The sequence below is a fragment of the Tepidimonas sp. genome (genome assembly GCF_046292505.1).
Lineage (GTDB): Bacteria > Pseudomonadota > Gammaproteobacteria > Burkholderiales > Burkholderiaceae_C > Tepidimonas.
This window is the reverse complement of record NZ_JBKBQX010000002.1, coordinates 1-9,259: the sequence shown is the minus strand read 5'-3', so window position 1 is coordinate 9,259 and position 9,259 is coordinate 1. Positions and strand designations below refer to the sequence as shown.

Annotated in this window: 17 protein-coding genes and 1 pseudogene; 3 read left to right on the top strand and 15 right to left on the bottom strand. The window is 66.2% G+C overall.

What is annotated here, in order from left to right; genetic code table 11:
- Positions 1-11: 11 nt before the first annotated feature.
- Positions 12-386 (bottom strand): response regulator, encoded by a 375-nt coding sequence (locus ACK4TH_RS01565; protein WP_409621692.1) that lies wholly within the window; start codon positions 384-386, stop codon positions 12-14.
- A 189-nt stretch (positions 387-575) separates the two neighbouring features.
- On the opposite strand from ACK4TH_RS01565, the gene ACK4TH_RS01560 reads away from it, so the two are divergent.
- Positions 576-1,076 carry a TlpA family protein disulfide reductase gene (locus ACK4TH_RS01560; protein WP_409621690.1) on the top strand — a complete coding sequence of 167 codons (501 nt, stop codon included), beginning with the start codon at positions 576-578 and terminating at the stop codon, positions 1,074-1,076.
- A gap of 19 nt (positions 1,077-1,095) precedes the next feature.
- Here the strand turns inward: ACK4TH_RS01560 and ACK4TH_RS01555 are convergent, their stop codons facing one another.
- Complete coding sequence (locus tag ACK4TH_RS01555; protein WP_409621687.1) at positions 1,096-1,539, bottom strand: c-type cytochrome; 444 nt, start codon at positions 1,537-1,539, stop codon at positions 1,096-1,098.
- Between the two features lie 88 nt (positions 1,540-1,627).
- On the opposite strand from ACK4TH_RS01555, the gene ACK4TH_RS01550 reads away from it, so the two are divergent.
- Complete coding sequence (locus ACK4TH_RS01550; RefSeq protein ID WP_409621685.1) at positions 1,628-2,317, top strand: cytochrome b/b6 domain-containing protein; 690 nt, start codon at positions 1,628-1,630, stop codon at positions 2,315-2,317.
- A 46-nt stretch (positions 2,318-2,363) separates the two neighbouring features.
- A complete protein-coding gene (locus tag ACK4TH_RS01545) occupies positions 2,364-2,885 on the top strand; it encodes a GNAT family N-acetyltransferase (RefSeq protein ID WP_409621683.1) in 522 nt (173 codons plus the stop codon).
- An 18-nt stretch (positions 2,886-2,903) separates the two neighbouring features.
- Here ACK4TH_RS01545 and ACK4TH_RS01540 read toward each other — a convergent pair whose 3' ends face one another.
- From ACK4TH_RS01540 to tuf, 13 genes and pseudogenes are all read right to left on the bottom strand, one after another.
- On the bottom strand, positions 2,904-3,419 hold the full coding sequence (locus tag ACK4TH_RS01540) for a peroxiredoxin (protein WP_409621680.1): 516 nt from the start codon (positions 3,417-3,419) through the stop codon (positions 2,904-2,906).
- Between the two features lie 131 nt (positions 3,420-3,550).
- On the bottom strand, positions 3,551-3,814 hold the full coding sequence (gene rpsQ, locus ACK4TH_RS01535) for a 30S ribosomal protein S17 (RefSeq protein WP_300845798.1): 264 nt from the start codon (positions 3,812-3,814) through the stop codon (positions 3,551-3,553).
- Positions 3,815-3,824: 10 nt separating this feature from the next.
- On the bottom strand, positions 3,825-4,022 hold the full coding sequence (gene rpmC, locus ACK4TH_RS01530; protein ID WP_300845800.1) for a 50S ribosomal protein L29: 198 nt from the start codon (positions 4,020-4,022) through the stop codon (positions 3,825-3,827).
- 14 nt (positions 4,023-4,036) lie between these two features.
- Complete coding sequence (gene rplP, locus ACK4TH_RS01525) at positions 4,037-4,453, bottom strand: 50S ribosomal protein L16 (RefSeq protein ID WP_068606866.1); 417 nt, start codon at positions 4,451-4,453, stop codon at positions 4,037-4,039.
- A gap of 2 nt (positions 4,454-4,455) precedes the next feature.
- On the bottom strand, positions 4,456-5,316 hold the full coding sequence (gene rpsC / locus ACK4TH_RS01520) for a 30S ribosomal protein S3 (RefSeq protein ID WP_068606868.1): 861 nt from the start codon (positions 5,314-5,316) through the stop codon (positions 4,456-4,458).
- A 16-nt stretch (positions 5,317-5,332) separates the two neighbouring features.
- Positions 5,333-5,665 carry a 50S ribosomal protein L22 gene (gene rplV, locus ACK4TH_RS01515; RefSeq protein WP_185974540.1) on the bottom strand — a complete coding sequence of 111 codons (333 nt, stop codon included), beginning with the start codon at positions 5,663-5,665 and terminating at the stop codon, positions 5,333-5,335.
- Positions 5,666-5,671: 6 nt separating this feature from the next.
- Positions 5,672-5,947, bottom strand: a complete 276-nt coding sequence (gene rpsS, locus ACK4TH_RS01510) for a 30S ribosomal protein S19 (RefSeq protein WP_409621675.1) — start codon at positions 5,945-5,947, stop codon at positions 5,672-5,674.
- A gap of 11 nt (positions 5,948-5,958) precedes the next feature.
- Positions 5,959-6,783 (bottom strand): 50S ribosomal protein L2, encoded by an 825-nt coding sequence (gene rplB / locus ACK4TH_RS01505; protein ID WP_409621672.1) that lies wholly within the window; start codon positions 6,781-6,783, stop codon positions 5,959-5,961.
- Between the two features lie 2 nt (positions 6,784-6,785).
- Entirely contained in the window at positions 6,786-7,100 is a 315-nt protein-coding gene (rplW, locus tag ACK4TH_RS01500) for a 50S ribosomal protein L23 (RefSeq protein ID WP_068606874.1), read from the bottom strand.
- Positions 7,097-7,717 carry a 50S ribosomal protein L4 gene (gene rplD, locus ACK4TH_RS01495; protein WP_068606876.1) on the bottom strand — a complete coding sequence of 207 codons (621 nt, stop codon included), beginning with the start codon at positions 7,715-7,717 and terminating at the stop codon, positions 7,097-7,099. The genes rplW and rplD overlap by 4 nt, the downstream gene beginning before the upstream one ends.
- An 11-nt stretch (positions 7,718-7,728) precedes the next feature.
- Positions 7,729-8,388, bottom strand: coding sequence for a 50S ribosomal protein L3 (gene rplC, locus ACK4TH_RS01490; protein WP_068606878.1), 660 nt, complete (start codon positions 8,386-8,388; stop codon positions 7,729-7,731).
- A gap of 157 nt (positions 8,389-8,545) precedes the next feature.
- Entirely contained in the window at positions 8,546-8,857 is a 312-nt protein-coding gene (gene rpsJ, locus ACK4TH_RS01485) for a 30S ribosomal protein S10 (protein ID WP_058615886.1), read from the bottom strand.
- A gap of 10 nt (positions 8,858-8,867) precedes the next feature.
- Positions 8,868-9,191 (bottom strand): annotated as a pseudogene (tuf, locus tag ACK4TH_RS01480) (elongation factor Tu); the annotation flags it as partial.
- Positions 9,192-9,259 lie beyond the last annotated feature (68 nt).

Here is a 9,259-nt window from a genome sequence, read left to right as displayed (position 1 = left end):
GCCCCGCGGTTTCAGCCCAGCACGCGCTGCAGCTCGACCTGCAGCCGCTCGGCGTCCAACGGCTTGGCCACATAGCCGTCAGCGCCCGCGTCCAGCATGCGTCGGCGGTCTTCGGGCAGGTCGTAGGCGGTCACCATGATGACGGGCGTGCGGCGGCGGCCCGAGCGCTCCCATGTCCGCAGCTCGGCCAACGCCTCCAGTCCGCCCATGTCGGGCATCGTGACGTCGAACAGCGCCACATCGAAAGTCTGGGCCCGCAGCGCCTCCAGCGCCTTGCGCCCATCCGGGACCAGCACCCCGCTGTGCCCCATCTCGCGCAAAATGCGCGTGGCCAGCCGCAGGTTGAGGGGGTTGTCATCGGCCACCAGCACACGCAGCGGCCGCAAGGGGGAAGCGGTTGCGGTCGTGTCGCGGATTGTGCCCGCATTCCCCCGGGCGGCAAGCCCGTCATGCCCGCAACGGGGGCAAATTCGAACTTTTTCGGGACATCGGTTTCACAAACGCCACAGTCCCGGGCGCGATGTGACCTGCCGGACTGTGGTTCAATGCTGTTACCGTCGCAAGGATTTTCGCGCATGACCCCCCGTATTCGCCCCTGGCTGCTGGCGACGCCCCTACTCGCTGCGGTGGGGGGCTTGGCTGGCTGCACGTCCGCCGAGCGCGCCCCCGAGTCCACCTTTCGCCTGCTGGACGGCAGCACCCTGACCAGCGCCGATCTGCGCGGCAAAGTGTTGCTGGTCAATTTCTGGGCCACCACCTGCGTCAGCTGCGTCAAGGAAATGCCGCAGCTCATCGAGACGCACCGGCGTTTTGCCGCGCGCGGCTTCGAAACGGTCGCGGTCGCCATGAGTTACGACCCGCCTGAATGGGTGGCCAACTTCGCCCGGACGCGCCAGTTGCCGTTCAAGGTGGCGCTCGACAGCGACGGCACGCTGGCGCGCCACTGGGGCGAGGTCAAACTGACGCCCACCACGTACATCGTGGACCGGCAGGGGCGCATCGTCAAACGCTACGTCGGCGAGCCGGATTTTGCGGCACTGGCGAGTCTGCTGGACAAACTGCTCGCCGAAGGCTGAGGGCTGCGCGGCGGGCAGATCATTCGCGGTAGGCGTCGTGGCAGGCCTTGCAGGTGGCCGCCGCATCGCCAAACGACTTTTTCACCGCATCCAGGCTGCCCGTGCGGGTGGCGGCCTCCAGATCGGCGATCGCCTTGACCATTTTGTCGGCGCCCGCGCGCACCTTGTCCATCTCCATCCAGGCTTCGGGCTTGGTGCGGCTCTTGATCTTCTCGGTGTCGGGCGTGAAACCGGCCCACGGCAGCTTGGACATCGCCGCGACGATGGCCGCGTTCTCTTGCGCCACCTTGGCATCGAAGGGCGCGCGCCCCTGCGCCATCGCCCCGATGCGGCTGAAATGGGCGCCCAGGACGGTGAACGCCGACTGGCGGTATTTGACGGCGTCCTCCGGCTTTTGGAACTGCGCATGGGCAGCACCACTGAGGAGCACGGCCGCCGCGGCGACCAGGATGCGAATCTTCATGAAAAACCTCCAACGGGACAGCGGGAACTCCAGTGTATGCTGATATTCAAGCATTTGCTGTGACATTGCCACGACCAGGGAGTTCGCCATGACTTCTACCCCCCATCCCCACCGCATCCCCGTGCGGGTCTGGGATTTGCCGACCCGGCTGTTCCACTGGCTGCTGGTTGCGGCCGTGGTGGGGTTGGTCGTCACCGGCAATCTGGGCGGCAACTGGATGACCTGGCACCAGCGGCTGGGCTATGCGGTACTGGCGCTGCTGATGTTCCGCCTGCTGTGGGGGCTGGTCGGCGGTCGCTGGTCGCGCTTTCGGCATTTCGTGCGCGGGCCCGGCGCGGTGCTGGACTACCTGCGCGGGCGCGGCCGCCCGCACGACGAGGTCGGGCACTCGCCGCTGGGGGCGCTGTCGGTACTGGCCATGCTCGCGGTGCTGGCGGCGCAGGTGGGCACCGGCCTCATCAGCGACGACGAGATCGCCTTCGTGGGGCCGCTGGCGCGCTTCGTCGCGTCCGACACCGCGTATGCCGCGACGGCCTATCACAAAGGCTGGGGCAAGCTGCTGGTGCTGGGGCTGGTCGCCTTGCACATTGCGGCCATTGCCTACTATCGGCTGCGGCGCGGCAAGTCGCTGCTGCCGGCCATGCTGCACGGCGACAAGGCCCTGCCGCCGGACACGCCAGCCAGTGCGGACGGTTGGCGGCAACGCCTGCTGGCGGTGGCGGTAGCGGCGGCGAGTGTCGCGGCGACGGTGGCCGTGGTGAACCTGGGCACCCCCTGAGGACGGCCCCCTCGCCCGGCGCGGCGGATGCCCCTATCATTGGCGCATGGTCGACGATTCCGCCTTGGTCGCACCCACCGGCGCTGCGCCGGACATTCGCCTGCAGACCGTCGCCGAAGGCGCGCCGCTGGAGCACATTCGCACCCTGTTCCTGGAGTACCAGGACGACATCGGCATCGACCTGTGTTTTCAGGGGTTCGCAGATGAGCTTGCGGGTTTGCCGGGCGCCTACGCGCCCCCGCTGGGGGCGCTGGTGTTGGCCACAGTGGACGGCGAAGCGGCTGGCTGCTGCGCCTTGCGCCCCTTGCTGGACAGCGACCACGGCAACGCCTGCGAGATGAAACGCTTGTTCGTGCGGCGGGCGTTCCGGGGATTTGGCTTGGGCCGCCAACTGGTCGAGCAGATTTTGCTGCTGGCGCAGCAGAGCGGCTACGACTGCGTGCTGCTGGACACGCTGCGCGACATGGAGGCCGCGCGCGCCCTGTACCACGAGATGGGGTTCGAGGAAATTCCCCCCTACTACCACAACCCCCTGCCGGGCGCGCACTACCTCAAGCTGAGCTTCTGACCGCGCACGGGCGCGGCATCATCCGCGCAATTGCCGCACCTGCGCCAGCAGCGTATCGGCGTCGCTGACCTCGAACTGACCCGGCGCCTCGATGTTGAGCGCCTTGACCACCCCGTCCTGCACCAGCATGGAGTAGCGGTTGCTGCGCAGCCCCAGGCCGCGCGCCGTCAGATCCAGCGTCAAACCCGTGGCTTGGGCGAACTGCGCGCTGCCATCGGCCAGCATGCGCACTTTGCCGGCCGTGCCCTGGTCACGGGCCCACGCCCCCATGACGAAGGGGTCGTTGACGCTCACGCACCAGATTTCGTCCACGCCGGCGGCGCGCAGCTCGTCGTAGCGTTCGATGTAGCCCGGCACATGCTTGGCCGAGCAGGTCGGCGTGAAAGCGCCGGGCACGGCAAACAGCGCAATCGTCTTGCCAGCCGCGGCGGCGCGCACGGGCACAGGGTTGGGGCCAATGCTGCAGCCATTGCCCTCCGTCTCGCAGTACTCCATCAGGGTCACGTCGGGCAGGGTGTCACCAACCTGGATCATCTCGATTACTCCTCGCAAATAAAAACGGGCGACCGCATTGTCGGTCGCCCGGATTGACCCGGCAACGAGGCCGGTCATTGGCATGGGAGCCAGCCAGCGGCAGCCATCCGGGCCGCCGCCGCGACGGCGCATCAGACCTCGGCGGCCTTTTGCACCAGGCGCGTGGCCACCCAGTTCTTGGTCTTGGACAGCGGACGGCTCTCGGTGATCTCGACGATGTCGCCCAGCTTGTACTCGCCCTTTTCGTCGTGGGCGTGGTACTTGCTGGACTTGATCACGATCTTGTCGTAGAGCTCGTGCTTGACACGGCGCTCGACCAGCACGGTGATGGTCTTGGCGCGCTTGTCACTGACGACCTTGCCGATCAGCGTGCGCTTGAGTTTGGCTTGCGTCATGGTGTGCTCCTCACTGGCCGGCGGCCTGCTTCTCGGCCAGGATGGTCTTGGCGCGAGCGATGGCCCGGCGGGTCTGACGCAGCGCAGCCGTGTTGCCGAGCTGTTGCGTGGCCTTCTGCATGCGCAGGTTGAAGTGGGCCTTCTGCAGCGACTTGATTTCGGCCTGCAGAGCGGCGACGTCCTTTTGGCGCAGTTCAGCGGATTTCATGGTGTGCTCCTTCCTCACTGGCCCAGCATGCGCGTCACGAACGTGGTGCGCAGCGGCAACTTGGCCGCCGCGAGCTGGAACGCCTCACGCGCCAGCTGCTCGGGCACGCCGACGATTTCGTACAGCACCTTGCCGGGCTGGATCTCGGCCACGTAGAACTCCACACCGCCCTTGCCGTTGCCCATGCGAACCTCGGCCGGCTTCTTGGTGATCGGCTTGTCCGGGAAGACGCGGATCCAGATGCGGCCGCCGCGCTTGACGTGACGGCTGATGGCACGGCGAGCGGCCTCGATCTGGCGCGCCGTCAGACGGCCGCGGTCGGTGGCCTTCAGGCCAAAGTCGCCAAACACCACCGTGGTGCCGCTGGTGGCGACCCCGGTGTTGCGGCCCTTGTGCTCTTTGCGGTATTTGCGACGAGCAGGTTGCAACATGGTTATTCTCCTTTGCCGTCCGCTGCTGCAGATGCGGGTGCGTCGGAACGAACGCGCTTAACGGCGGGTTGTGCGGTGGCCTCGGCCGGCTTGTCGCTGCCGTCGGCCGGCGCCGCATTGCTGCCACCCCGGCGGGCGCCACCACGCGGGGGACGGGCCCCTTCGCGGCGCGGGCCGCGGGGACGGCGCTCATCGTCGGGACGCGGCGTGCTGTCCAACGACGGCACGTCGTTGCGGCCCAGGTTGTCGCCCTTGTAGACCCAGACCTTGACACCGATGGTGCCGTAGGTGGTCTTGGCCACCGAGGTGCCGTAGTCGATGTCGGCGCGCAGGGTGTGCAGCGGCACGCGGCCTTCGCGGTACCACTCGGTACGCGCGATTTCGATGCCGTTCAGACGGCCCGACGACATGATCTTGACGCCCTGCGCGCCCAGGCGCATGGCGTTCTGCATCGCGCGCTTCATGGCGCGGCGGAACATGATGCGCTTTTCGAGCTGCTGGGTGATCGAGTCGGCGATCAGTTGCGCGTCGACTTCGGGCTTGCGGATCTCTTCGATGTTGACGGCCACCGGCACGCCCAGCATCGTGGCGAGGTCCTTCTTCAGGCGTTCGATGTCCTCACCCTTCTTGCCGATCACCACGCCCGGGCGAGCCGAGTAGATGGTGATGCGCGCGTTCTTGGCGGGACGCTCGATCACGACACGCGAGACGGCGGCGTTCTTGAGCTTTTCGCGCAGGTACTCACGCACCTTGATATCGTCGGCGAGCATGCCGGCGAACTCGCGGTTGCTGGCGTACCAGCGGCTGGCCCAGTTGCGGCTGACCGACAGACGGAAGCCGGTAGGATGGATTTTCTGCCCCATGGTCTTCCTTTCCTGGTCAGTTGCCGACGGTCACGTAGATGTGGCAGGTCGGCTTGCTGATGCGGTTGCCGCGGCCCTTGGCGCGCGCCGTGAAGCGCTTGAGCGTCGTGCCCTGCTCGACGTGGATGGTCTTGACCTTCAGCTCGTCGATGTCGGCACCGTCGTTGTGCTCGGCGTTGGCGATGGCGGACAGCAGCGCCTTCTTGATGATGCCGGCAGCCTTCTTGGGCGTGAAGGTCAGGATCTGGAGGGCCTGGTCCACCTTCTTGCCGCGAATCAGGTCGGCCACCAGCCGGCCCTTGTCGGCCGACAGGCGCACGCCGCGAACGATACAGCGGGTTTCCATGATCAATCCTTACTTCTTGGCTTTCTTGTCGCCGGGGTGGCCCTTGAACGAGCGCGTCAGCGAGAACTCGCCCAGCTTGTGGCCGACCATCTGCTCGGTCACGTACACCGGCACATGCTGCTTGCCGTTGTGCACGGCAATGGTCAGGCCGATGAACTCGGGCAGGATCGTCGAGCGCCGCGACCAGGTCTTGATGGGCTTCTTGTCCTTGGCGGACTGCGCCTTCTCGACCTTGGCCATCAGGTGATGGTCAACGAAGGGACCTTTTTTCAGAGAACGAGACATGGCTCAACCCTTTACTTCTTGCGGCGCGACACGATCATGTTCTGCGTGCGGCGGTTGCTGCGGGTGCGGTAACCCTTGGTCAGGTTGCCCCACGGATCGACCGGCGGCTTGCCGGTGCCGGTGCGGCCCTCACCACCACCGTGCGGGTGATCGATCGGGTTCATCGCCACGCCTCGCACCGTCGGGCGAATGCCCATGTGGCGCTTGACGCCGGCCTTGCCGAGCTGGCGCAGGCTGTGCTCGGTGTTGGAGACTTCGCCGATGGTGGCGCGGCAGTCCACGTGCACCTTGCGCACTTCGCCCGAGCGCATCCGCACCTGGGCATAGACACCTTCGCGCGCCAACAGCACGGCCGAAGCACCGGCCGAGCGCGCCAGCTGCGCGCCCTTGCCCGGCTTGAGCTCGATGCAGTGGATGGTCGAGCCGACGGGGATGTTGCGAATCGGCAGCGTGTTGCCGACGCGGATCGGCGACTCGGCCCCGCTCACCACGGTCTGGCCGACTTCGATGCCGCGCGGCGCGATGATGTAGCGGCGCTCGCCATCGGCGTAGCACAGCAGCGCGATGTGCGCGGTGCGGTTGGGGTCGTACTCCAGACGCTCCACCTTGGCCGGAATGCCGTCCTTGTTGCGACGGAAGTCCACGACGCGGTAGTGGTGCTTGGCACCGCCGCCCTTGTGGCGCACGGTGATGTGCCCGTTGTTGTTGCGGCCGGCGGTCTTGGCCAGCGGCTCCAGCAGCGGGGCGTAACCGGGGCCCTTGTACAGGTTATCGCGCGAGACCTTCACCATGCCACGACGGCCCGGCGAGGTCGGCTTCATCTTGATGACTGCCATGATCAGACACCCTCTCCGCCGAACTGGATCTCCTGACCTTCGGCCAGGGTCACATAGGCCTTGCGCACGTGGTCACGGCGACCGATGGTCTTGCCGAAGCGCTTGACCTTGCCCTTTTGGTTCAGGACGTTGACATCCTGCACCTTCACGTTGAACAGCAGCTCCACCGCGGCCTTGATCTCGGGCTTGCTGGCATCGCGCAGCACCTTGAACAGGACGGTGTTGGCCTTTTCGCCGACACGGGTGGCCTTCTCCGAGATGATCGGCGCCACCAGCACTTGCATCAGGCGACCTTCGTCGAACTTCGGCTGGCTCATGCGAACATCTCCTTGAGTTGGTCGAGCGCACCCTTGGTGACCAGCACCTTCTTGTAGTGCACCAGCGACACGGGGTCGGCGTAGCGCGGCTCGACGACCAGCACGTTGGGCAGGTTGCGCGACGCCAGGTACAGGTTCTCATCGACCTCGTCGGCGATCACCAGCACCGAGTTCAGGTTCATGGCCTTGAGCTTGCTCGCCAGCAGCTTGGTCTTGGGCGCATCGACCTTCAGGCCCTCGACCACCGACAGACGGCCTTCGCGCACCAGCTGCGAGAAGATGGCGGCCATGCCGGCGCGATACATCTTCTTGTTGAGCTTCTGGCTGAAGTTTTCGTTGGGGCTGCTCGGGAAGATCTTGCCGCCCCCGCGCCACAGCGGCGACGAGGCCATACCGGCACGGGCGTTGCCGGTGCCCTTTTGGCGGAACGGCTTCTTGGTCGTGTGCTTGACGGCACCACGGTCCTTCTGGGCGCGCGTGCCCTGGCGGGCGTTGGCCTGATAGGCCACGACCAGCTGGTGCACCAGCGCTTCGTTGAATTCGCGACCGAACACGGTCTCGGGCACGTCCACGGTGGACGCGGCCTGACCCTGGTCGTTGAGGAGTTCGACTTGCATCCGTTCGCTCCTTACTTGGCAGCCTTGACGGCCGGACGGACGGTCACGAAGCCGCCCTTGGCACCCGGAACGGCCCCCTTGATCAGGAGCAGTTGACGTTCGGCGTCGACACGCACCACGTCCAGGTTCTGGGTGGTGACGGTCTCGTCGCCCATGTGACCGGTCATGCGCTTGCCCGGGAACACGCGGCCCGGGTCCTGCGCCATGGAGATCGAGCCCGGCACGTTGTGCGAACGGCTGTTGCCGTGCGAGGCGCGCTGCGAGCCGAAGTTGTGGCGCTTGATGGTGCCGGCGTAGCCTTTACCGATGGTCGTGCCCTGCACATCCACCTTTTGGCCGGGCTGGAACAGCTCGGCGACGGGGATGACCGCACCCGGAGCGTACTTGGCCGCCACCTCGGCGCTGACGCGGAACTCTTGGAGGATTTCGCCGGCTTCGACGCCGGCCTTGGCGAAGTGACCGGCCATGGGCTTGGTCACCCGCGTGGCACGCCGCTTGCCGAACGCCACCTGCAGGGCGTCGTAGCCGTCGGCGGCCTGGGTCTTGACTTGTGCCACCCGGTTGTTGGACACATCGACCACCGTGACGGGCACCGCGTCCCCGTCCTCGGTGAACAGACGCATCATGCCCACCTTGCGGCCCAACAACCCGAGAGAGTTGCTCAGACTCATTGTTTTCTCCGTTCCCGACTGCAATTGGCCGGGGCTGATGGCCCGCCCCCAGAAAAACTTTCTGAAAGCGCGGGCAGGTTACAGGTTTGCTTCGCCCGCAAAAAGAGCGAAGCCCGCAAGTTTACCTTGCGGGCTTCGCGGCGTCAAGCGCTGCGGATTACTGCAGCTTGATCTCGACGTCCACGCCGGCCGGCAAATCCAGCTTCATCAGCGCGTCCACCGTCTTGTCGGTGGGATCGACGATGTCCATCAGACGCTGGTGGGTGCGGATCTCGAACTGGTCGCGGCTGGTCTTGTTGACGTGCGGCGAGCGCAGGATGTCGAAGCGCTTCATGCGCGTCGGCAGGGGCACGGGGCCCTTGACGATGGCGCCGGTGCGCTTGGCGGTGTCGACGATCTCGGCCGCGGAGGCATCGATCAGCTTGTAGTCGAAGGCCTTGAGGCGAATGCGGATCTTTTGCTTGTTCATGACCGCGGCCTCACTCGATGATCTTGGCGACGACGCCGGCGCCGACGGTGCGGCCGCCCTCGCGGATCGCAAAGCGCAGGCCTTCTTCCATCGCGATCGGCGCAATCAGCTTGACCGTGATCGAGACGTTGTCGCCCGGCATCACCATCTCTTTGTCCTTGGGCAGCTCGATGGAGCCCGTGACGTCGGTGGTGCGGAAGTAGAACTGCGGCCGGTAGTTGTTGAAGAACGGCGTGTGGCGACCGCCTTCTTCCTTGCTCAGCACGTACACCTCGCCCGTGAAGTGGGTGTGCGGCGTGATCGAGCCGGGCTTGGCCAGCACTTGGCCGCGCTTTCTCGCCACCGCTCATCGTGCCCACGGGCTGCGTCACGGCGTCGCCGCTGAACTGGAAGCTGCCCAGA

Excerpts from the sequence above, each read along its gene's own strand:
- ACK4TH_RS01560 (WP_409621690.1), top strand. The coding sequence starts at position 576 with ATGACCCCCCGTATTCGCCCCTGGCTGCTGGCGACGCCCCTACTCGCT.
- ACK4TH_RS01555 (WP_409621687.1), bottom strand. The coding sequence starts at position 1,539 with ATGAAGATTCGCATCCTGGTCGCCGCGGCGGCCGTGCTCCTCAGTGGT.
- ACK4TH_RS01550 (WP_409621685.1), top strand. The coding sequence starts at position 1,628 with ATGACTTCTACCCCCCATCCCCACCGCATCCCCGTGCGGGTCTGGGAT.
- ACK4TH_RS01545 (WP_409621683.1), top strand. The coding sequence starts at position 2,364 with ATGGTCGACGATTCCGCCTTGGTCGCACCCACCGGCGCTGCGCCGGAC.
- ACK4TH_RS01540 (WP_409621680.1), bottom strand. The coding sequence starts at position 3,419 with ATGATCCAGGTTGGTGACACCCTGCCCGACGTGACCCTGATGGAGTAC.
- rpsQ (WP_300845798.1), bottom strand. The coding sequence starts at position 3,814 with ATGACGCAAGCCAAACTCAAGCGCACGCTGATCGGCAAGGTCGTCAGT.
- rpmC (WP_300845800.1), bottom strand. The coding sequence starts at position 4,022 with ATGAAATCCGCTGAACTGCGCCAAAAGGACGTCGCCGCTCTGCAGGCC.
- rplP (WP_068606866.1), bottom strand. The coding sequence starts at position 4,453 with ATGTTGCAACCTGCTCGTCGCAAATACCGCAAAGAGCACAAGGGCCGC.
- rpsC (WP_068606868.1), bottom strand. The coding sequence starts at position 5,316 with ATGGGGCAGAAAATCCATCCTACCGGCTTCCGTCTGTCGGTCAGCCGC.
- rpsS (WP_409621675.1), bottom strand. The coding sequence starts at position 5,947 with ATGTCTCGTTCTCTGAAAAAAGGTCCCTTCGTTGACCATCACCTGATG.
- rplB (WP_409621672.1), bottom strand. The coding sequence starts at position 6,783 with ATGGCAGTCATCAAGATGAAGCCGACCTCGCCGGGCCGTCGTGGCATG.
- rplW (WP_068606874.1), bottom strand. The coding sequence starts at position 7,100 with ATGAGCCAGCCGAAGTTCGACGAAGGTCGCCTGATGCAAGTGCTGGTG.
- rplD (WP_068606876.1), bottom strand. The coding sequence starts at position 7,717 with ATGCAAGTCGAACTCCTCAACGACCAGGGTCAGGCCGCGTCCACCGTG.
- rplC (WP_068606878.1), bottom strand. The coding sequence starts at position 8,388 with ATGAGTCTGAGCAACTCTCTCGGGTTGTTGGGCCGCAAGGTGGGCATG.
- rpsJ (WP_058615886.1), bottom strand. The coding sequence starts at position 8,857 with ATGAACAAGCAAAAGATCCGCATTCGCCTCAAGGCCTTCGACTACAAG.